General features: G+C 62.4%; 25 protein-coding genes and 1 pseudogene. 18 read left to right on the plus strand and 8 right to left on the minus strand.

Annotation, left to right across the window (positions count from 1 at the left end; genetic code table 11):
* Window positions 1–154: 154 nt before the first annotated feature.
* Both B4F19_RS01150 and B4F19_RS01155 read right to left on the minus strand, forming a co-directional pair.
* A complete protein-coding gene (locus B4F19_RS01150) occupies window positions 155–859 on the minus strand; it encodes a 7-carboxy-7-deazaguanine synthase QueE (RefSeq protein WP_292732338.1) in 705 nt (234 codons plus the stop codon).
* On the minus strand, window positions 856–1,239 hold the full coding sequence (locus B4F19_RS01155; protein WP_292732340.1) for a 6-carboxytetrahydropterin synthase: 384 nt from the start codon (window positions 1,237–1,239) through the stop codon (window positions 856–858). The genes B4F19_RS01150 and B4F19_RS01155 overlap by 4 nt, the downstream gene beginning before the upstream one ends.
* Before the next feature lie 96 nt (window positions 1,240–1,335).
* Between B4F19_RS01155 and B4F19_RS15820 the strand changes: the two genes are divergently transcribed.
* The 5 genes from B4F19_RS15820 to B4F19_RS01175 all read left to right on the plus strand — a co-directional run bounded on the left by B4F19_RS15820 (window position 1,336) and on the right by B4F19_RS01175 (window position 6,157).
* Window positions 1,336–1,584 carry a helix-turn-helix domain-containing protein gene (locus B4F19_RS15820; RefSeq protein WP_366768069.1) on the plus strand — a complete coding sequence of 83 codons (249 nt, stop codon included), beginning with the start codon at window positions 1,336–1,338 and terminating at the stop codon, window positions 1,582–1,584.
* Entirely contained in the window at window positions 1,581–2,375 is a 795-nt protein-coding gene (locus tag B4F19_RS01160; protein WP_292732342.1) for a hypothetical protein, read from the plus strand. The genes B4F19_RS15820 and B4F19_RS01160 overlap by 4 nt, the downstream gene beginning before the upstream one ends.
* Before the next feature lie 367 nt (window positions 2,376–2,742).
* Window positions 2,743–3,972 (plus strand): PfkB family carbohydrate kinase, encoded by a 1,230-nt coding sequence (locus B4F19_RS01165; protein ID WP_292732344.1) that lies wholly within the window; start codon window positions 2,743–2,745, stop codon window positions 3,970–3,972.
* Window positions 3,969–4,595, plus strand: a complete 627-nt coding sequence (locus tag B4F19_RS01170) for a 7-cyano-7-deazaguanine synthase (RefSeq protein ID WP_292732346.1) — start codon at window positions 3,969–3,971, stop codon at window positions 4,593–4,595. Before B4F19_RS01165 ends, B4F19_RS01170 begins: the two co-directional genes overlap by 4 nt.
* Before the next feature lie 1,256 nt (window positions 4,596–5,851).
* A complete protein-coding gene (locus B4F19_RS01175; protein WP_292732349.1) occupies window positions 5,852–6,157 on the plus strand; it encodes a hypothetical protein in 306 nt (101 codons plus the stop codon).
* Window positions 6,158–6,440: 283 nt separating this feature from the next.
* Here B4F19_RS01175 and B4F19_RS01180 read toward each other — a convergent pair whose 3' ends face one another.
* The gene (locus tag B4F19_RS01180; protein ID WP_292732351.1) at window positions 6,441–6,953 is read right to left on the minus strand and encodes a DUF3846 domain-containing protein; all 513 of its coding nucleotides are present in this window, start codon (window positions 6,951–6,953) and stop codon (window positions 6,441–6,443) included.
* Window positions 6,954–7,116: 163 nt separating this feature from the next.
* On the minus strand, window positions 7,117–7,461 hold the full coding sequence (locus tag B4F19_RS01185; protein WP_292732353.1) for a hypothetical protein: 345 nt from the start codon (window positions 7,459–7,461) through the stop codon (window positions 7,117–7,119).
* A gap of 240 nt (window positions 7,462–7,701) precedes the next feature.
* Here B4F19_RS01185 and B4F19_RS01190 point away from each other — a divergent pair, with 240 nt between their 5' ends.
* Window positions 7,702–8,742 carry a DUF4062 domain-containing protein gene (locus B4F19_RS01190; RefSeq protein WP_292732355.1) on the plus strand — a complete coding sequence of 347 codons (1,041 nt, stop codon included), beginning with the start codon at window positions 7,702–7,704 and terminating at the stop codon, window positions 8,740–8,742.
* A gap of 79 nt (window positions 8,743–8,821) precedes the next feature.
* Here B4F19_RS01190 and B4F19_RS01195 read toward each other — a convergent pair whose 3' ends face one another.
* Both B4F19_RS01195 and B4F19_RS01200 read right to left on the minus strand, forming a co-directional pair.
* Entirely contained in the window at window positions 8,822–9,715 is an 894-nt protein-coding gene (locus B4F19_RS01195) for a hypothetical protein (RefSeq protein ID WP_292732357.1), read from the minus strand.
* A 381-nt stretch (window positions 9,716–10,096) separates the two neighbouring features.
* A complete protein-coding gene (locus tag B4F19_RS01200) occupies window positions 10,097–10,600 on the minus strand; it encodes a hypothetical protein (protein ID WP_292732359.1) in 504 nt (167 codons plus the stop codon).
* Between the two features lie 319 nt (window positions 10,601–10,919).
* Between B4F19_RS01200 and B4F19_RS01205 the strand changes: the two genes are divergently transcribed.
* Window positions 10,920–11,144 (plus strand): helix-turn-helix domain-containing protein, encoded by a 225-nt coding sequence (locus B4F19_RS01205; RefSeq protein ID WP_292732361.1) that lies wholly within the window; start codon window positions 10,920–10,922, stop codon window positions 11,142–11,144.
* A 115-nt stretch (window positions 11,145–11,259) separates the two neighbouring features.
* Here B4F19_RS01205 and B4F19_RS15825 read toward each other — a convergent pair whose 3' ends face one another.
* Complete coding sequence (locus tag B4F19_RS15825; RefSeq protein WP_414683143.1) at window positions 11,260–11,607, minus strand: DUF6907 domain-containing protein; 348 nt, start codon at window positions 11,605–11,607, stop codon at window positions 11,260–11,262.
* Between the two features lie 120 nt (window positions 11,608–11,727).
* Between B4F19_RS15825 and B4F19_RS01215 the strand changes: the two genes are divergently transcribed.
* Both B4F19_RS01215 and B4F19_RS01220 read left to right on the plus strand, forming a co-directional pair.
* A complete protein-coding gene (locus tag B4F19_RS01215) occupies window positions 11,728–12,294 on the plus strand; it encodes a hypothetical protein (RefSeq protein ID WP_292732365.1) in 567 nt (188 codons plus the stop codon).
* A gap of 186 nt (window positions 12,295–12,480) precedes the next feature.
* Entirely contained in the window at window positions 12,481–12,792 is a 312-nt protein-coding gene (locus B4F19_RS01220; RefSeq protein ID WP_292732367.1) for a hypothetical protein, read from the plus strand.
* Between the two features lie 444 nt (window positions 12,793–13,236).
* Here B4F19_RS01220 and B4F19_RS01225 read toward each other — a convergent pair whose 3' ends face one another.
* Window positions 13,237–13,974: a hypothetical protein gene (locus B4F19_RS01225; RefSeq protein ID WP_292732369.1), complete on the minus strand. Its 738-nt coding sequence runs from the start codon at window positions 13,972–13,974 to the stop codon at window positions 13,237–13,239.
* Between the two features lie 102 nt (window positions 13,975–14,076).
* Between B4F19_RS01225 and B4F19_RS01230 the strand changes: the two genes are divergently transcribed.
* The 9 genes and pseudogenes from B4F19_RS01230 to B4F19_RS15830 form a co-directional block, all read left to right on the plus strand.
* Window positions 14,077–14,385 (plus strand): hypothetical protein, encoded by a 309-nt coding sequence (locus tag B4F19_RS01230; protein WP_292732371.1) that lies wholly within the window; start codon window positions 14,077–14,079, stop codon window positions 14,383–14,385.
* Complete coding sequence (locus B4F19_RS01235) at window positions 14,385–14,669, plus strand: hypothetical protein (protein WP_292732373.1); 285 nt, start codon at window positions 14,385–14,387, stop codon at window positions 14,667–14,669. Before B4F19_RS01230 ends, B4F19_RS01235 begins: the two co-directional genes overlap by 1 nt.
* A 188-nt stretch (window positions 14,670–14,857) precedes the next feature.
* Entirely contained in the window at window positions 14,858–15,511 is a 654-nt protein-coding gene (locus tag B4F19_RS01240) for an MT-A70 family methyltransferase (protein WP_292732375.1), read from the plus strand.
* 38 nt (window positions 15,512–15,549) lie between these two features.
* Window positions 15,550–15,750 carry a hypothetical protein gene (locus tag B4F19_RS01245; protein ID WP_292732377.1) on the plus strand — a complete coding sequence of 67 codons (201 nt, stop codon included), beginning with the start codon at window positions 15,550–15,552 and terminating at the stop codon, window positions 15,748–15,750.
* A gap of 10 nt (window positions 15,751–15,760) precedes the next feature.
* Entirely contained in the window at window positions 15,761–15,988 is a 228-nt protein-coding gene (locus tag B4F19_RS01250) for a hypothetical protein (protein ID WP_292732379.1), read from the plus strand.
* Window positions 15,985–18,117 carry a helicase HerA domain-containing protein gene (locus tag B4F19_RS01255; RefSeq protein ID WP_292732381.1) on the plus strand — a complete coding sequence of 711 codons (2,133 nt, stop codon included), beginning with the start codon at window positions 15,985–15,987 and terminating at the stop codon, window positions 18,115–18,117. The genes B4F19_RS01250 and B4F19_RS01255 overlap by 4 nt, the downstream gene beginning before the upstream one ends.
* A gap of 169 nt (window positions 18,118–18,286) precedes the next feature.
* Window positions 18,287–19,144, plus strand: a complete 858-nt coding sequence (locus B4F19_RS01260; protein WP_292732383.1) for a replication-relaxation family protein — start codon at window positions 18,287–18,289, stop codon at window positions 19,142–19,144.
* Window positions 19,141–19,593, plus strand: a complete 453-nt coding sequence (locus B4F19_RS01265; protein ID WP_292732385.1) for a hypothetical protein — start codon at window positions 19,141–19,143, stop codon at window positions 19,591–19,593. Before B4F19_RS01260 ends, B4F19_RS01265 begins: the two co-directional genes overlap by 4 nt.
* 310 nt (window positions 19,594–19,903) lie before the next feature.
* Window positions 19,904–20,635: pseudogene (locus B4F19_RS15830) on the plus strand (recombinase family protein); the annotation flags it as partial.
* Window positions 20,636–20,769 lie beyond the last annotated feature (134 nt).

The following is a 20,769-nucleotide window of genomic DNA, read 5'->3' on the forward strand; positions in this document are numbered from 1 at the left end:
GCGCTCAGAGAAGCGAATATTCACGGAGCCAACTTGGCGAGGGGATATCCGGTATCGCACCAGCACACTGCAACCTGCGTGCGGGTGATAACGTCGTTCGGCCTTTCCATGTCTCTGCCTTCCTTTGGTAGCTAGCAACATAGAAGCGGAGGGCTCATTTGCCGCGGGTGTCTCCCCACGCCAGAATGTGGAGCCGCGTCGTCATCTGGAGCTGCTGTTGTAGCGCGGCTTCGGCGATCCGTTTCGACCGATCAACGATCGTGCCTGAATCTGTACCCTCCGGCATCACCCACACCCGAGATCGGTCCCATTCGTGTGCGCGCGCGACGGCCGCTGCGGACGCGACGTCTGATTCATCGACACAGACGAACTTGAGATGCACCTCATGCGCGTTTTGATAGTCGCCCCACGCGGTTGCCATCGCTGCGGTCCGTTCCTGGTGCGAACCAGCGTTCGAGAGCTTCGGTGAGAGTACGACGACGTCCAGTTTTGATAGCACCTCTTCGGGAGGGAAAATCGTCCCGTTGGACTCGACATGTAGTTCACGACCGGCGGACTTCAGCTCTCCCAGGAGTAAAATGAATGCGGGTCGGTGTGCGTAGAGCATCGGCTCTCCGCCCGTTATGACCACGAGTCCGTCGCGTGTGGAGATGTCATCGACGATGCTCTGCACGCTTCGCGCCGTAATCGACTCGCGAAGATCAAATCGAGTGGAGTCCCACGTGTAGCCAGTGTCACACCAATCGCATGACAGGTTGCACCCTCCGAAGCGGATGAAGGTTGCGCGCCGACCAATGTACGGCCCCTCGCCCTGAAGCGTGGGGCCGAAGATCTCAGATATAGGCAGGAGATCGCTCATATTCGCACTCGACTTGTCGCGCGGGTGTCTTCCGATTCCGAGACGAGTGCCGAGATAGCTACTAGGCGCCCACGTGCCGGGTGTTCGCGAAGCTCGTCGCGTACATGGAGGGATATCCACTGCGCGATGAGTTCGGATGTTGGATTGAACGGCAAGACGTCATTCAGGTGCCTGTGATCGACGGTATCCGAGAGATACCGCCCGACCCAGTCAAGATCCGCGAAGTCCAAGATCATGCCGACGGCATCCGTGGTGCCCTCGATGGTGATGCTCACGCGATATGTATGCCCGTGGAGGCGAGCACATTTGTGTCCGATTGGCAGTCCCTCGATTGTGTGGGATGCGGAGAATCGAAAGTCTCGACTGATGCTGAGGGTCACGCGTTGGTCCGATCGTCGAGTGTACAAACTGCCAAAGAATGTAGCCCATGAGTCACGCGAGAGTCAGGTCGATAACTATACATGTATATTATCCCTATGCCGCGTCCTCACAAAACTCCAGAACAAAGGGCGTTCGGTGCTGCGGTGGGGGCGCTCGTCCGCGAAGAGCGCGCACGATTGTCGCTTAGCGGTGATCAACTCGCGCGGGCGAGCAATGTCAGCGTCGATTTGATCCGAAGTATCGAGAACGGCCGGGTCGCCAGTCCGGGACTCTTCTCTGTTGCGTCCATTGCTGCCGCTCTCGGCGTCGCGGTCGATGACCTAGTGCCCGAGGTCAGTAGATGAGCTTTTATGGGGGCATTGATAGGGGAGAGCTTCGATTTTTCGAGGGGATTGACGGCGAGGGCCGAACGTACTGGTCGGGATGCGCCTGGCAGCTCGGGACCGCCCGATTCTGGGAGGTCCTCGCTGAGGACACGTGCAATGCAGGGTCGTACCGACTCGGTGCGACCCTCCGCGAGGAGTTGGCGGCCTGCATCGTCGGGGGTTTTGGGGCCACTTGGAATCATGTGCAGCCTTTCATCGACCGGCTTCGCTCCGAAGGGCTGTTGGTGGATGGACGCGCGACCACTCAGGACGATATATACAGAGCGCTCGTCGAGCCTGTGGTAGTCGACGGCAGGGCAGTGCGATACCGCTTCCCGGCTCAGCGCTCGGAGCGGCTTGCGAACGCGTTCTCTGCGATCGATGGAGTGGATGTCGAACGGATGAGTGATCTTCAGCTGCGAAACTTCTTGCTCACCGTGCGGGGAGTTGGGCTAAAGACCGCGAGTTGGGTGGTTCGGAATCTTCGCGCGAGCGACCAAGTTGCGATCATCGACGTTCACATTGCCAGAGCCGGCGTAGTAGCGGGCGTCTTCGACGCGGAATGGCGAGTGGCGCGTGACTACCTCCGGTTCGAGCGCGCATTCCTCGCGTGGAGCCAACACGCGCGAGTTGAAGCGCCGAAGCTTGATGCGACGATTTGGGCCGTGCTGTCCGGACGCAACAGCTCGTCCCAAGACATACTTGGCGTTGAGACGTTCTCGAGCAATGAACTCCTACCTGTTTGGCCGGTGCTGGACGAGGCAGGGTGACTTGCGAGAGGCTTGTCTAGCAATCATGGAAGTTAGGGGAATCAGTGAGTGGCAGCGACTCGAGTGTGACGCGGTCCATCGGTGGGGGGCCCGCCGGGCCCGACGACTGTGCGATTTCCTTCGAAACGACCCTCGCGTCGCCGGATCCGGATGTAGTGGCAACTATCACTCAAGGTGAGGTGCTGGACCTGGAGAGCGTCGACTCTCCTATCCGTGGCGTGCTCGCGTACGTAATCGGTGGCCCGCAAGTCGGAGCGATCACACAACAGATCCTGGCACTTCGTCGCTGCATCGAGCGTGGAGTGCAGTACGAGGCGGAGATCGTGCGAATCGTGGGCGGTTCAGTCACTGTCGTGGTTCGCCCGAGATGATCATTGCGGGCGGGACCTACACCGAGACAGTCATCGAGCCTGACTCGAAGGATCTCATGGGTTCGGGCATGCGGGCAGCAGCGGCTCTTGCTCCGCATGACAACAGCTTGAGGCTGGTGACCGCCGTTGATGATGCGATGGCCGAGGAGGCGGAGCTTGTGTCTGAAGCCCTCGGCGTGCGCAGAACGCTAGTAGAGCGGTCCGAGCCGGTCGGGTTTCGATATATGACTCCGATTAGTTCTCCCCTGATCAATGGCGTGGGAGCAATCGCGTCGGGGGGCGTCAGAGAGGAAGCGGACACCGCGCTATTGTTCGGCTTCGTCGAGCGTGGTGAAGTGCTTACCTCCGTTGATGCGCGCACGGTCGTTCTCGATCCCCAAAAGCCCCGCGACACCGACCGCCTCAACCTTTCCTCGATTCAGTCGGAGCGACTGGTGCTGGTGGCGAATCGATCCGAGACCCGTCAGCTGGCGCGAGGAGAAGGTTCGGTAGCCGCTGCTGCTCGGAAGCTTCTCTCTGACCCGAGACTCGACGCAGTGGTAACTAAGCAGGGAGCGGCGGGAAGTCTCGTTTCGTGGAGATCGGGAACCGAGATCCACCAGCAGACAGTTGGAGCACATCCCACCAACCGCGTTTGGCCGATCGGTAGTGGGGATGCTTTCTCCGCGGGATACGCCTTTGCTTTGCAGCAGGGCGCCGACTACGTCGAGGCGGCCAGGGTTGGATCGCGAAGCGCCGCCCACTGGTGCAGCACCCGCCAGCCTAGTCTCCCGGTGGCGGTCCTCGCGGGTGAAGACGTCAGCGATGCGTTGCGGCCGCGCCGAGCGAGAGTGTATGTCGCGGGGCCATTCTTCACTACTGGAGAACGTTGGCTCGTCGAAACGGTAAGAGATCAGCTCGACAGTTTGGGCGTGATTCCGTGGTCGCCTGTACATGAGGTTGGCCACGGTGAGAACATCGCTCACGCCGATCTCGCGGGCCTGCGAAGCAGTGATGCCGTACTCGCGTTACTTGACCACTCAGACTCGGGAACCATCTTCGAGGTCGGCTGGGCCGTCGCGGCTCAGATACCAGTCGTTGGTTTCGGCAGAGTTGTTGAGAAAGAGGGCATGAAGATGCTCGGCGGATCGAGTGTTGAGCTTCATCGAGACCTCGCGACCGCCTGCTACCGCGCTGCTTGGGCAGCCATGGGTCTGTCTATAGAGCCCGGCTGGATGACAACGTGAGCTCACCCCGATCCCTGCTCCTCCTGTCGGGAGGGATCGATAGTACGTCGCTCGCATATTGGCGTAAGCCCGACTATTCGCTCTTCATTGATTACGGTCAGCGCGCGGCTGTCGCCGAACGGCGCGCTGCGACCGCGGTCGCGAACGAGCTAGGCGTCGTCTTCGACAGTATGCAAATCAACCTAGCTGCGGCGGCGGGAGGTTTGATGGCAGGCGGGAGCGTGATGGAGGGTGCGCCGAGTCCTGAATGGTGGCCTTTTCGCAATCAGCTCCTCATCTCGATCGCCGCGGCCTGGGCCTGCCGCAATACGAACGTCCTAGAGGACCCGGGAACGGTCTCGATACAGCTCGGGATTGTACGCGGAGACGGTGAGCGTCACGTCGATGGATCTGCGCGTTTCGTTTCGGCGATATCTGCTCTTCAAGAGTTGCAGGAGGGACGGATCAGCGTGGAAGCACCCGCTCTGGATCTCAGCACCGAGGATTTGGTGAAGCGGAGCGCAATTCCCGATGCGCTCCTCGCATGGACACACTCATGTCACGTGGCGTCGTTTCCCTGTATGGAATGTCCTGGGTGCTTCAAGCGGGAGCGCGTGCTCCACGATCTGGGGCGTCTGCAGTGAATCTGGAATCGACCGCTATCTGGATACAAGAGGCAAAGCGTGCGGAACAGCTGCGGCCCGTCCCCCACCCGCGTGAGCAGCGAGTAGTTGATCGTTCGGACCACTGGCTGATGCAGCTCCCAATGGAGGGAGGAGCTGCCTCAGCCGGCGTCGATCACACGGCATCGCTCGCGAGCGTGTATCTGCAAGCCCGGGAGAGCTGCTCCCCGCAGAAAGCTAGTTCACAAGAGCAGGCGTTCGCGATGCTTGCAGCTATGAGCTGGTCTCGAGATGAGGCGCGCGACGATGCGGGGAGAGCCTGGAGTTCACGTCTCGCCCCGTCAGCTGGCGGCACGCACTGCATCGAGCCCATGCTTTGGTGGGGTGAGAGCTGGTACGTTGCGAGCTCTGGCATTGTCCATCAGGTTCGCCTCTCCGGTGCGCTCTCGGAGCAGCTGGTGGGTTCTGTACGCGAAGCGGTTTATGAGACTGAAGTGACTGCTGCCTTGTTTGCTGTCGCGGATCCGCGACTCCTCGAGCAGCGATATCCGGGAGCAACAAGCCTAATGTGGCGCGATGCAGGAGCGTTTCTCGTAGTGAGCAGCTTGGTGGCACAAGCCATTCGATGCCAAGGTCGCATTGCTGGTATCGGCTGCCTCCTCGATGAGCGGACGGGCGCGATGGCAGTCGGCGCATTCTGGTTTGGGGGAGCGTCTGTTGAGTGACGAGATTGGCGTTTCGGTCACGAACAGTGATGGAGACACCTACCCATTGACGAGGCAGATGGTGGTACTAGCCGCTGAGTCGCAGGAGCCACTCCCGGCTCAACTGGCCGGTGGTGTCTCAATTGGAGACAAACAGTACGAGCCGCTCGCACTAGTTGAAGCTGCAGGAGGCATTCCGCCCGGATCGATCTCGAGGTCTTCTGCGATCGCGGCACTGCGCGGGCTCGCGATGGTTCCTGCAGTTGCGCAGCCCCCGGAACCCGCAAGGGTGGCGCCTGTTCCGCCACCACTCCGATCCCAGCTTGCCCGGCATGTAGGGGAGTGGGTCGCAACTCGTGACGGGACTTTCCTGGCTTCCCACATCGATCTTCGTGCCCTCATTGAGCAGATCGAGGGTGACGCAGCGATCCAGTACATCCCGACGCGTGGCGCCTCGTGAAGTTGCCGTTTACCTGGATCTACCCAGGTGTCGCTGAACGCCCGTTCGTACCCTTCCGCGTCGAGGGCATTCCCCCGGGGATTAACTTGATGGCTCTAGTCGATAGTGGTGCGATGAAGACGATGCTCGACGCACGTATCGCGGACGCCGCCGGCATCCCTCTGCCGACGCAGGTTAGCCAGCGGGTGGTCATTGGAGGTCTGCAACACGACACCTTCTCCGCGCGAGTACCGATTGTTGTCGGGCAGCACAAGTGGGAATCGGATGTGTTGTTCGCGCAGGGATGGAACGCGCCTCACCAAATCTTTGGGTTGAGCGATCTTTTCGAGCTATTTCGGGTGCATGTCGACGCCGAGGATAAGACCACAACGATCTCCCCGAAACGAATGAGCCCGCGGATCTCTCGAGTTCGTAAGTGAAGGATCGGCCGTCGTGTCGCGCATAGTGAGGCTGGCTCCACCGCCTCATCTGTGTGCCTCAAGGCCGATCGAGTCGCCGCATCAATCGCGGAGCATGTGTGACGCAGGCCCTCAGGTAAGCCATCGCTGGCCAACGCCCACTCCTTCGATTCCGAGTTGTGCTGGGACCTCGATCCATGGTGGTTGGGTCCGGAAAGTGAAATCGGCGGCATCCGCGGCGGACTCGCTGGCAGGGTAGCCAGGTGTCCACGCGCGAATGCCGCCATAGGTGGGGAGGGGATGCTCAGCAGGATGGCTCCGAGGCTAGTTCGCCCTCGGTCCTGACCACCCGAAGCTTGAGGCCCGTCTCGCCCAGTTCCTGCACCATGCAGGCCCATACCAGCGCCTCGACGTAGCTCGGATGCAGACTCGGCTCGCTACGCCACTCGTCTTCCTCTGTGCGTCGCGCCTCGACAGCGAATTCGCCCGGGTCGAGCAGGAGCTCGGCGATCGAGGCGGGGACGTCAGTGAGGTCACCGTCATCGTCGGGGACACCTACCAGCACGACATCACCGAGGAGTCGGGCTCTGCCGTGCGCGCGAGGCTCGTGGAACCACCAGAAGAACGTCGCCCGCCGATTGAACGGCAGACCTTCGGCGATGCCGTTCTCGTTTACAACGAGCGTCACGCCGATGTTGGGCAGATCGACTTGTTCGATCCAGCCGCCGGCCTCTGCCCGGTAGTTCTCAAGCTTCCGAAAGTCTTTCGGCTCGATGGGTTCGCTGTCTTTCGCGGGGATCACGATGGCCTGCGCCATGGTCCTTCCTCCTTTGCGTAAGCGACCGAGATCAGGGCTGTTCTCTTCAAGTCGCAGCACGCAGACGAACTGGCACTGCGAGCAGGAGGGGTATTGGGTGGTCGGCCAGGAGAGAGCACGCATGCTCTCGATCCCGAACCGACCACCCGGACGAGGTGAGCCGTCACCCGGCTGACGGCTTCGACGTGCGCTGCGTCTTCGGTGCCGGGGTGGCGTCAAAGATGGCCGCGATGGCGTCGCGTTTGCCCGCTGCCTCGCGCTCGATCTCGTCACGCACGTCCTGCGCGCGACGTTGAATGGCTGGGTCAGCCTTGGTCTTGTCGATCCAGGCTTCGATGGCGAGGCGGACTTCGTCGGTGACGGTCCGATCGTTGAGCTGGGCGATGATGTCCAGCTGGGTGCGGGTGGACTCGTTGAGTCTGACCGCGAGGGGTTTGATCGGGCCGTAGCCGAGTCCGTTGGCAGACGGCGGCGAGGCGGGCGTGGTGGGTGCGTTGGACTCGCTCATGGTGGGCGGGTCACCTCCTTGACGGGTGCGGCCGAGAACTCGGTTGGTTCTCTACGAGACCGCAGACCGGCAACGAGGACGCGCTCTGCTCGCTCCCCCTTAGTGAACGACACCCCACACGGGGAGGCAACCGTCCGATCGGCGGCGCAGATGTTCCGCCGCGGCAACGGCACCCCCGCTCGACCGACAGGGCGCATCGCAGGAGCGTCGCCGTCGTACTCGATGGATAGCATCTGGGGCATGGACAAGCGCTACCAGGTCTTTGTCAGCTCGACATTCAGCGATCTCGTGGAGGAGCGCCGCGAGGTCATGCAGGCGCTACTCGAGATGGACTGCATGCCGGCGGGCATGGAACTCTTCCCAGCGAGCAACGACGACCAGTGGACGCTCATCAAGGGTGTTATCGAGCAGAGCGACTACTACCTTGTGATCCTCGGCGGTCGGTACGGATCGACCACAGAGGAGGGCATCAGTTACACCGAGAAGGAGTACGACTACGCCGTCGAGCTTGGTATCCCCGTTATGGGGTTTGTTATCTCCGATCCGGATTCAGTTGCGGTCGGCAAGACCGACAAGAGCGATGCGGCCGCAGCGAAGCTTGGCGAGTTTCGCGCCAAGGTTCAGACTCGGATGACGAAGGATTGGAAGAACGCGGAGGATCTCGGGTCGAAGGTGACTCGGGGCCTGGTGCATCTGATCAAGAACAACCCGCGCCCGGGCTGGGTGCGCGGCGATCAGGCCATGACACCAGAAACGAGAGTCAAGATTGCAGAGCTCGAAGCGACGATCGCGAAACACGAGAAGCAGGAGGCCGAGCAAGGCTCAGCGAATGCGGCTCAAATTGACGAGAGTTTTGCTCACGGGCAGGAGACCGTTGAACTTTCGCTCGTGCACAAGGGCTACAGCACGACCCACGGAAACTTTGAGGAGCTCGGCGATCTCGCCTACACCTGGGACGAGATTATCGAAGTTCTCGGCCCATTCATGATCGAGGAAGCCCCCGAGCCATCGCTCCGCCGCACGTTCAACAACCACCTGCTGAGCGACATACAGCAGGATCCCGAGGGATGGACGAGCGACGTGTTTCACGAGTCCGCGGAGATTTCAGACAAGGCGTGGGGATCGATCATCGTTCAGTTGCGCGCACTTCGCCTAATCACGACGGGCACGAAGAAGCGGACGGTGAGCGACAGGGCGGTGTACTGGAAACTCACACCTGCGGGTGACGACTACTTGGTCGCACTTCGAGCAGTGCCCAGCACTCGGAGTCAACCTGAGTAGGCGCCCAGGCTGCTCACATGTGCTGAACGAGGCCGCGGCAGGTGGCGTCGAATGTCGCGATATCCACCGCTCGTTACGATCAGTTGCGCGGCGAGCTAACCAGGACGAACCCGTCTCCGGCCGCTATTGCGCCGGTGATGTCCGGGATGGGAACCGGTGCGTTGTCGGCTGCTGGGCTAAGCGACGCTGGGTACGTGGCCGCTCCGGTACCCCACACCCACGCTCGCCCGTCGGAGGTTGTGGCCACGGTCCCTCCCGCGTACCCCGTGTCGGCAGACGTGATCTTGGACAGCCCCGGCACGGTCACGGGGCCAACCCCGTCTCCCAGAACACCAAGCCCGCCGTGTGCATTGTTTCCTTTGGCGACGACAGTTCCGTTACCGAGATTGAAATATCTGTTCTCCCAGGTCGAGACGGTGGACTCTGCGCCGGTGACTCCCTGCTCGTAGTCGCCTGTTGCGAAGCTCCATACTCTGCCGTCCGAGAGGACTGCGTTCGCCCCGCTAATGGAGACCACGTCTTCAAGCTCAGAGTTGCCTAGCTGGGTGAACGAGATGCATGCGTCTGGATCGGTACCGTCCAAGTAGCCCGCTATGGTGCGACTTCTCTGGCATCCCCATACCCATACCGAGCCATCGCTGCCCAGTACAGTGTTGGACGCGAGCTGTGCCGCTTTGGGGAGACCGCTGAGCAACACCCCGTCAGTACCACCGCGCTCACCCGTGGCGCCGCCATCAGCGAACTGGCCTTCGTTGCCAAAGAAGTAGACAGCACCCGACCTCGTCAGAATCTGGAAGCTGCCTGTCGTGAACCCGGGGACGATCTTAACCGCGTCCGCCACCTCTCCGATTTGCATCGGCGCGCTAACGAGGCCGAACCCGTTCTCGAGGTCGCCCCACCACCACGCCGTCCCGTCCGCTCGGACGACTCCGATGGCGTCAGCAGCCGCCGCTGCGCTAACGACGTCATCCATGCCGGGAACCGGCACTGGTGCTGGCGCAGTGCTCACCCCCACCGGTGCGAGGATCCCCGGCGTGCTTCCCCAAACGTACACCTGCCCCGACAACGGAGCTTGAGCTTCTTCTGCGGGTTCTTCAGTGACTGACGGTGACGAGCTCGACGATCTGGCGGGCGCAGCTGCGCCGCCGTCACTCGCGGAGGGTGCGCAGGCCGCCAAGGCGCACCCAGCGAGCGCAACAGTGACCACAACCATGAGTGATTTTGAAACAAGCGTCCGTACGTCGTTTCGGTACATCGCCTTTGTCCTGTTCGCTACGTCACCGCGTCTCGGCGATAGTGCCCCCTGAGCGCACAACGCCTGATAATTGTTCTGATCCGCCCCGCCGCGCATTGCTCAAGAGATGGGACTCTGGATGCGGAGGTCGACCGCACCGTTGCCGTTCGTGATTGCGGCGCCGTACCCGCTCGGCAGGTCGTACCCACAGAAATATGTGCCGCTGGGTCCATTCGAGAGATCCATGCCCTCGCGACAGGTCCCGACTGCGCCGGCGCTATCGAGTTGCGCCTTCCAGGCGACCGCTGCCTGATATCCAGCTTCGAGGTCGGTGAAGTGCACCCACCAGGTGTCCTTGATACCCGAGTCCGGGATCGCTTGGTGACAGATCGCTTCAACCGCCGCCGTCGGCACTGGCGCCGCCGACGACCACTCCGGCGGATAGTCGCTCAGCACCTCATCAATCACAGCGGGGTTCGTGTTCACCTGCGTCGCGTTGCCCGATGGGTCGTAGCAGATCCTCCAGATGCGGTCCTGCTCGCTCTCCTCGACGGGTGCAGCGGCGGGTGCCGTTTCCTCTGTCGACGGCTGACTTGACGACTCCGCGCTGATCGGGGTGTCCATGCTTGAAGCCGTGTCGGCGCTGGCACAGCCCGCGAACGCCACGGCGGTCACCGAAGCAAGAAGCGCCAGCCCTACGGCGCGCGGCGCCATGGCGGTTTTCTGAGCGGGAATCCCAGGAGCAGAGGCGCGAGGAATGGACGAAATGACAGCGAGAAAGAGTGGCAGGCTGCGGCGCGGTCGGGTCATGACAGGGGTCCCCTTTTGTGAGGTAGTTAGGGAGGCAGGATGGTTGGTGATACTCATAAGTAGCACACCCGGAGGCTCCATTGCGACTTATAAGTATGTAGACCGATAGGTAGCGCGCTGGTGCGCTGGAGGGATGGAAGGCGAGCTACAGCGCAGACTCGGGCAAAACCTCCGCGCCCATCGCAAGGCGCTGGGCCTGAGCCAAGAAGAGTTCGCCGAACGTCTCGGCTATCACCGCACCTACATCGGCGGGATCGAGCAGGGGCTACGCAATCTCAGCCTGCGCTCTGTCGAACGATTAGCGGCAGATCTCGACATCGACCCGCTGGAGCTCCTTCGGGATTCGCCCCCGAGCTGACTCGATTCTGGATCGGGGGAGGGTGAACTCGTTTGGAGTCTGGCGAGCACGTCGGACTCTCGAGTCGATGGGCCGTGAGTCGCCGTGTTCTGAGGTAGACGCTGCCTGTTGAGGTTCAATCAACACGGGCGAGCAGTCGACCGAGCTCAAGGTAGATCCTTCGCGCGCTCTCGAGAGTAATCTCCATCCACTGACGCTCGCCCTCAATGATGATCCAGGTGTCAGCGGGTTCGTCCGCTCGTCGCTGCGCCAGTACCGTGAACTCCGCAACTTCTGCATGACGCTCGATCGTCCCACCAGTCACTTGGCTGATTCGGGCTGCAACGGCGGGCACAACAACAGGAGCGCTGGTGTGGTGCCCATCCCATTCTTCATCAGCATGGTCATGCTGTGTGGCGCACCAGACTGGACAGGCGCTAATCGGTTGAGTACGCGGGTCATGCATCGCTCGCCACCATCCCATTCAGTCGCGGCCGTTCTCCAGCCTTGTCCGCGCACAATCACCTTCGCAGCGGACCGCCCACGGGTGAAGCCTGCCTGCAGAACTCTTGCATGTCAAGAATCTGCAGGTATGCTTTCTCCCATGAGTAGCGACCATCCCGATCCCCGCGTGAGGCTCCTGTGGGAGATCGCACACAACGACGACTTCGGCCTCGCAGTGAACCCTTGTCAGAGGGACGTCCGCGAGTTGTTTCCAGGGGCGACCTATCCCGATCTTCTCAGCCTCCTCCGCGAGGCAGGCGCGCTCACGCCTGACGATGCTCACGTCCGCGCCGGCCTCAATGCTCTTGGTATAACTGGAAGCTGGGACGAAGGCCGGCCAGATTGGCCGACAGTGTTCGCGACCTTGGGCGAGCGCAGGGACCGCTACCTTCCGTTCGCGGACATCTCACTGCGCACACTCGTCAATTACGAGAGCCAGGGTTACGAGAAGCTTGTGCGCAACTACGAGATCCTCGTTCAAGCCCGCCGGGGGTCGGACCTGGAGCAGCGTGTGGAGACTCTCGAGGCGCTCGTTCGCCACCTCCTGCACAAAACGGGCTCCGAGGGCAACAAACTCACGGTCAATACACTGTTCGGCCCCACGGAAATCGAAAGCTCGCTGGTCCAAGACTTCCTCAGGTCACCGCGAGGGCACCTCCCAATCTGACCTTGATCGCGGAGCCATTGAACTACCCGCAACGTTGGATCATGAAACTTCAATATGCGGCATTTGAAAGAGGAGGCGAGGCTCTCAAATTAACAACTTGACAAATAGAACCACTGAGTTCCATCTATGCAACGTTCATTACGAACAAGTACTCATCCAAAACACTGAATCCAAAAGGAGAAATGCATGTGTAAGCACAACACGCGGGGAAGCGGCGATTGCATGTCGTGCGTCGAGATCAAAATGTCACGACGCACTCAACAGCTCCAACAGCGATCCCGTTCGGCGAACGAGGGAACCATGTATCAGCGGGGGCTGAACCACGAAGCGCCGAACGGCATGAGCGTGAACGGCCAGCGCGGGGCTTATGGCACGGTCGGCGCCGAGGAGCACATCACGCTCTATGGCGACGATTGGCGCCGCTCATGGAACAACCCTGGCAGAGATCGCGATCACACCACAAACCATAGGACCGGCGAAATAACTCAGAATCCTTGACACAAATAGTGGAGCTCGACTCAATCCTCGAGCTCCACTATTTTGTAGCTTGATGTATAATAAGATGCGCTGGGGTGAAGCGACGTTGAATCGTCGCCGTAGACGTACATGAAAGTCATCGGGTAATCGAATATTCGAGCCGATGAACGCAGGCATGATGGGTTTGAGTCCCATCCATCCCAGCGCTTTGAATCTGAATGTTTCACCACCCATAATTTTCCGTTGTGCCCAAGGTCACCCAGTGATCGAGCAGCCATCTTCTTGTTTCTGCATAGTCGCGTGTCCTGTGATCATCTTTCTCACGGATGCGGCCGAGATGATATTTGCATTTCGCACATATGGCGTCTCAATGCAGGTTGAAGGCGTTCCCACTGCGTGTATTTATGCCATCATGAGCGGCCAGGATCTTTTTGGCCAGGAAGTACACGATTGAGTCGTACTTCGTTACCGCCACATCGTCACCGTCGCACCCGACTCGCGCTCCGTCACAAACGACGACCCGAGCCCAGGTGACTTGAGGTTCGCACTGATCACCCAGACGGGCCAGATCGGCATGATCCAGAAAACGTGTGCTTCGAACTCATCCTCCTGCGGCTCTTCGGTGGTGGGCCGAAGGGGGATGCTGTCAAACCGTTCCTTGGCGCTGACGAAGTGTTCTCCCTTCTTGGAGTCGTGGAGTTCGAACTCCCGCTCGATCTGCTGCCCGTTGATGTAGACGTGTGGTCGTCGCCACTGTGCGCTTTTCGGAATGTCGAGAAGCAGTCCCATGGTGACGAGTCCATCCACTTCGGAGACGGCGAGCTTTGCCCAGGGGCGGTCGAGCGCCGCTCCGTCACGCAAGATCGCACTTAGCTTCGACGCGCCCCGGTCGCTGCGGCGAAGGCCCGTTCGGCGGTCGACGAAGTGCGTGCGCTCGTATGCCTCGAGCCGCTGATTCAGGTTCTGGCCGTCGAGCCCGATGCCGCAGGTTTCGAAGTACGCGCGAACATCGCTACCGGCTTCAGAGCCGTGCTGCGCGTAGGCATCCATGAGGACGGACAGCGCGCGTTCCGTGCTGCCCCGACCGATGACATCGGTCAAGGTATAGGCGTCTGCAATCTGCTCGAGTGAAAGCGGCGCTGGCTTCGTGCGAAGCGCCCGAAGCTCAGCCTCGATCTCTCTCCGTAGCGGATCATCTTTCACGAACTCATCGTGTCAGTTTCGTGTCAGTGACGACATCGTCGTCGTCTCCGAGCCTGGTTATGCGGCATTCGCCGCCCATATCACCAGGAAGGAACACGCGAAATGTTGAACTCATCGAAGGAGCTGTCACCGCTCGGTGGCAGTACATCGTCCGGGCTGTCGCAGCTGAGCCTCGGCGTGCAGCGTCAGACCCGTCGGGAGGTCGAGCGGGTGCAGGCTCGAGCGATCGTCGCGAAGCTGACCGAGGACGGGCGGGCGTTCCTGACCCACACCGCCCTTGAGCACGTTGGCGCGCTGACAGCGCTGGAGCAGCACCTCATCACGGTCGCGCCGCTCGGCGAAGCCCGGTATCGGGAGATCGTTGACAGTTACACGCTGGCGGCTGCTGCGGCGATCAGGCGGTGGTCGTGATGCCCGATGTGTGGAACGTGGTGTCGCAGATCATCGGCGGAGTCGTCGTGGGAACAGTGCTCGGCGTGCTGTTGAGCTGGGCGCTAGGCGTCCTCGACGACTGGCTCGAGAGTCGCGAGCAGCGAAAACAGGCCGCCATCGAAGCTGAACTAGACCGGACGCAGGCCGAACGTCGTCGCACCATCCTCGACCTGTCCGCCGCGCTCGGTGCCGAAGCACACGAAGCCCGCAAGGCACTCATTCGAGAGTCCTTCCTCGCTCGCGGCGAGATCCCGAAGGTCTAGACCCACGATGCCCGGGGCGGCGAACGCCAGGCACGTTCCTGGGCTGCGCCGCACCGGGGCTCTCGCCCGGTGCGTCCCGATCGGACGGTTGGCGATTTCTACCTCATGCCTCATACGTGATGGGGCAGCCGCCGGAACCATGCATCCGCGACCGGCGCATTCAAGACCGCTGCAGGAAGGAGGGTTCCATGCACACCACCAACATCAACACTGATCATCCCGAAGAGCCCGAGGAGCCGGGCGGGGACGCCCCACCGCGGTGCCTGCGCCGCTACCGGACGATCGTCGCCGACCCGCCCTGGCCGACCGGGCAGCAAGGGAAGCTCGGCGCGGGCACCCACTACGACCTCATGAGCCTGGAGCGCATCAGGCAGATGCCTGTTGCAGATCTCGCCGAGGACAACGCCCACCTTTACCTCTGGTGCTACCCCGCGACACGGTACGTGGCCGAAGACGTGATGCGGGCATGGGGATTCGAGTACAAGGACGAGTTCGTCTGGGGCAAAGACCAGATGGGCCTCGGCCAGTACTTCCGCCACGCCCACGAAACGCTCCTACTGGGCGTCCGCGGCAAGCTCCCGGTGCAGTTCCGGGGCCAGCGCAGCTTCACGATGCTGCCTCGCCAGTCTCACAGCCACAAGCCCGAAGAGATTCTGACCGCCTTGATCCCGCGACTAAGCCCCGGGCCGTACCTCGAGCTCTTCGCCCGTCGCCCCACGCACGGCTGGGACGTCTGGGGCAACGAGGTCGAGTCCGATATCTGCATCCCCGGCTATCCCGTGCCCAGCGACAACCTTCCCCCGCGTGATCTCGATCCGCGTCAGGAGGGCCACCGTGTCTGATCTCATCCAACTTGCTCTCATCCCATCGGAGGTGCCCGATGTCCTCATCCGAGAAGACCGTGCTCGGTCGGTTCGTGTCGGCCTGCGCCATGATTGCGGTCGCCGCGTTCCTGTTGTGGTTGGCGGTCTACCTGATCCAGCAAATCTGGATCTGGCTACTCATCGCCATCGTCCTCGCCACCGTCGTCATCGTCATCGCCATGGTTGTTCGGTTTCGACGCGACCGCTGGTTCAGGTAGGAGACCGGTCATGAGCGGCCCCACGAGACGTGGACGCGGGCGGCCGAAGCGGCAGTACCGCATCCGGGTGCGCGGGGAGCGGCGTGAGCACCCCGATTACGACAAGCTCGCCCGCGCGCTCCTTGAGCACGCCGCCATCGAGGACCGTGCGCGCCGCGAGAAGAAAGCGCCGCTGAGGTCGGGGCGCGACGACGAGCCCGCCGAGCCGGCCGTCGAACCGAATGGAGGTGGCTCATGACCATGTGGCGTGAACTGCACTTCCAGCCTCCGGTCGATGAGCAGCAACTCCTCGGATACCTCCGAGCACTCGCCGCCGACCCAGCCCGCGGTGGTCTCATCTGGGAGGCCCGGACCGAAGCTGGAAAGACTCGGCATCTCCTCGGTGGCAACGACACGGACCTTTCCGCCGCGGTTTCGACGCTGCGTCGCCTCATCCCCGGCACCACCGCGACCGCCCCCGCGGAGCCGCGGACGCCCGTGGAGCGAGCAGGGCGGATCCGCATGAGTGGTCGTCACCTCGCGCTCTCAGTCGATGACCACGGGCAGAGTCTGCGCGCCGTGCTCGCCGCGCTCTCCGGGGCGACCGGCAAGGACGACGTCCTCGTGCTCCAGGTGGTTCTGGGGCGTGCTCTGGCTCCCGAGCTCCTGCCCGCTGGCGCTCCCGATCCGGGCGTCTCTGTCGCCGGGTTGCTGCTGCGCGGAGCGCCGCCCGCCTCGTCGGGGCATCGATCACGGATGCAGGACAAGCTATCCCAGTACCGGTTCCGCGCCGTCGTCCGAATCGGGGTAACCAGCCCGTCACCAGTGCGGCGGCGTCTGCTCGTCCATGGCCTGCTCGCCGCGATCCGGACGCTGCAGACCAGCGGCGTCAAGATCTCGCTCACGACGAAGAACCCGGCCAACCTCGACGCCGGAACCGTGCCGCTGCGCCAGCCCCTCGCCTTGACGGCCGAAGAGCTCCTCCCGCTGCTGGCGTGGCCGATCCAAGACGGCGACCTTCCCGGACTGCCCAACCGACACCCCAAGCTTCTCCCCCCACCCTCGACCTATACAGCACCGAAGAAGCGGGTCTTCGCGACCTCTACTGCGCCGGGCAGCCAAGCAGCGATCGGCATCCGGATCGAAGACGCCCTCCGGCACACCCACATCTACGGACCGACTGGAGCGGGCAAGAGCACGCTGATGCTCCACCTGATCAAGGCCGACATTGACGCTGGCGCGTCGGTGGTCGTCATCGACCCCAAGCGAGACCTTGCGATGGACACGCTCTCTCTGATTCCGGAGCGTCGGATGGGTGAGGTTGCGATCATCGACCCGTCACTGGATCGCTCAGCCGGGATCAATCCGTTCGCTGCCCTCAGTGGTCCCGATTCCGATGAGCGTCGGGCGCTGGTGGCGGAGATCATGCTCGACGTGTTCCGCGGCCTGTTCCCGAACGCGTTCGGCCCCCTCACCGCCGACACCCTGCACGCCAGCTTTTTGACCCTGACGTACGCGCCCGACGCGTCACTCGCCGACCTCCCGAAACTCCTCACCGACGACCGCTATCGCCGGTCCGTGCTCGGGAAGGTGCGTAATCGGTCACTGCTCGAGTTCTGGGCGCAGTACGAGCAGAAGAGCCCGGGCCAGCAAGCCAACGCCGTCGGCCCGGTCATGACCCGCCTAAGACAGTTCCTGCTAAGGCCAGGCGTCAGGGCAGTCTTGGAGCAGACCACCCCGGCCTTCCGCCTCGAAGAGCTGTTCACGAAGCGGCGGATCCTGATCGTCAGCCTCAACAAGGGTCTTCTCGGTATCCAGACGGCCAGCCTGCTCGGGTCCCTCGTCGTCGCGCAACTTTGGCAGCTGATCCTGGCCCGCTCCGCCGTCCCGAAGGACACGCGTGCCCCGGTCAGCATCTACATCGACGAGGCGCAGAACTTCCTGCACCTTGGCGATCTCGCTGAAGCTCTCGAACAATCCCGCTCTCTCGGCGCCGCCTGGCATCTCGCTCATCAGCACCGGTCCCAGATGCCGCCCAAGCTCCTGGAGGCGATCGATGCGAACGCGAGGAACAAGATCATCTTCGGCCTCGAGGACGCCGAAGCGAAGACCGCCGCCCGCATAACCGGGCTGGACGCGGAGGACTTCACCCGCCTCCCGCCCTACGAGATCTACACCAGCCTCCAGTCCGGCGGCACCCGCACTGGCTGGTTCTCTGGCCGTGTCCTCCCACCCCCGAAAGCCGTCTCCAGTGTTGACGCGGTGATCGCCGAAGCTCAAGCCCGCTATGGCGCTGCGCCCGCGAAAGTCGAGCCGGAACCCGCCGTGGCCGACGACGTCGGGGACGAGGACGAGCCGATCGGGCGCACGAAACGGAGCCCGAAATGACCGCTCTCGAAGAGGTGATGAGGTGTCGGATCGCCCGACGGTTCACTTACACGGATTCCGCACGAAACGCCCGTCTTCACGGCGATCTCGGATTCGTACGGGAGCCGACTATCCCGCCTCCGGCGGGATCCCTAACGCCGAACAGCGCCGGAGAAGGCGAGGTCAGCGCATGAGCCTGCACCACGCGCCCGACCGTCGCATCAGCGCCAGCGAGCTCACTCGACTACGGGGTGCGCTCTCGAGCAGGGATTGGCACGTGCTCCGGTTCCTCGCCCAGTTTCGCTACGCCAGCACGGGGCAGATCCGACGCCGGTACTTCGTCGACCACACCAGCCAAGACGCCGCGACGCGCGCCACACTCCGCGTCCTCGACCGACTCTTCGAACATCGCCTCATCACCCGACTTGAACGACGGGTCGGGGGTTACCCGCACGGATCGGCCGCGTACATCTGGCACCTCGATGCCGCCGGCGAACGCCTCACCCGCACCAAGGACGCGCCTCGTCGCCGGTACGCCGACCCCGCCTGGCCGTTTCTCGAGCACACTCTGCAGATCACCGAGACCGCCGTCCAGCTTCACGAGCTCGCGGCCAGCAACGACCTGGAGGTCTCCCGGCTCGACGTGGAACCCGACTCCTGGCGGAGCTTCCTCACACCGCAAGGCGGCAAGGCAATCCTCAAGCCCGATCTGTTCGCCACGGTCTCTTCCGCTGACTACGACGATCACTGGTACATCGAGATCGACCGCGGAACCGAGACCCTGCCGGTGCTGCTCACCCAGTGCCGCGCGTACGCCGCGTACCGGCGCACAGGGCGGGCACGGGCCGAGCACGGCGTGTTCCCCCGGGTGCTGTGGGTTCTGCCCACCCAGCGGCGGGTAGCTCGCCTCCAGGCCGCCATCGCCGCAGATCCCGATCTCCCCGAGCGGATCTTCACCTGCGTCACCCCCGAAAAGTTCGCCGCAACTATCCGTAACCAGTCTGACGATGCGTCGTCAGTAGCCACCCCGGGAAAGGAGGAACCATGAGCCCCGAAACACCACCCCCACACGACCATTCACCTGAGGCGCCGCGACCGCGCGGCGATCCCCAGTTCGGCGTAGAGGCCCAAGCCGCCGCCGAGCGCGCCCTCGCACGCCTCAGCGACCCCGACCAGGCGCTCCGGCTCCTGAGCCACCTTCACCAGTCCGGCGCCGGGTTCGCCGCCTACCTAACCTTGCCGGATACCGACCCTGCGGCTGAGAACATCGGTGACCGGTTCGCCGAGAACTACCTCGACGCCTGGGAGCAGTTCGCTGAGCTTCGCCGCGACGTTCTCGAAAGCCTCGGCTGGCTCGACGCCGTCAACAAGGTCAGGACAGAGCAGGGCATCCCCGCCGACCATCTGCGGTGGAATCACGCCGCGGTCGACAAGCAGATCTTCGACACCTACGACACCATCCATCTCGACGGCTGGTGGCACCTCTTCTACAAGTAACCACTCCACGCCCCACCCACGACCCCGAGGAGACGCTTGCTCGCAACTTTTTCCCAGGTCAGCGATGTGAATTCCACAGCACCAAACATCTCGACTTAAGAGGTGAAGAGAGCGTTAATACGAAGGCCAACTCCGCCCCTCGCGGGCAGAAAGGAGGACTTACATGACTCAACAGCGGGCGGCTCATCGCCGCAATTCATTCTCTGGATGGGAGAGCCTGCTGGGTCTCGACGGCTCCGCACCTCCTGCCGTCGGGCAGGGAGCCGAAGGGCAGGCGGTGGTCTACCTCCGCGTGTCGGACCCCAGGCAGATGTTGACTGCCATCGATATCGATGCGGATGGCAACTCGATCGCGACGCAGCGCGAGGCTTGCGTCGTGCGCGCTGAACGCGCCAAGGCCCCGATCGCTCAGGAGTTCATCGAGCCCGGCAACTCGGCCCAGTCGATCGGTAAGCGGCCTGTCTTTCGCGAGATGTTGCGCTACATCGAGCATCATCCCGAGGTCAGCTATGTCGTGATCTACATGCGTTCTCGTGCCTTCCGAAACTTGGCTGACGCCGCTATCACCAAGCGCATCCTTGCGAGCATGGGTGTGAAGCTCATCTCTGCCAAGGAAGATTTCGGTGAGGGCTACATGGCCGATGCCATGGAAGCGGTCACCGACATTATGAACGAAGTCCAGGTCCGCCAGAGCGGAGAAGACATCAAACAGAAGATGCTCCACAAGGCCATGAGCGGCGGCACGACGGGCCGCGCCAAAATCGGCTACCTCAACGTGCGGAAGGACTTCGACGGGCGTCTCGTGAACACCATCGACGTCGATCCTCAACGCGCTCCGTACATCCGATGGGCCTTTGAGCAGTACGCGACGGGGGAGGTGAGTATGTCAATGCTCCGTGAGCGGCTTTCAGAGCAGGGGTTGACGACGAGGCCGACCGCGAAGTGGAAGGAGGGGCCATTGTCTCTCAACCAACTCAGCCTCATTCTCCGTGACCCGTACTACGTCGGAATGGTGACGTACAAAGGGCAGATCTTCGACGGCAGGCATGAAGCGCTCGTCTCGGCCGAGACCTTCGAGCGCGTTCAGGAGGTGCTTGCTGCCCGTCGACGGCCGGTGCAGCGAGACCAGGTGCATGCACACTTCCTGCGTGGCCTGATGTGCTGCGATCGGTGCAA

It is taken from the genome of Microbacterium sp. UBA1097, assembly GCF_002313585.1.
Lineage (GTDB): Bacteria > Actinomycetota > Actinomycetes > Actinomycetales > Microbacteriaceae > Microbacterium.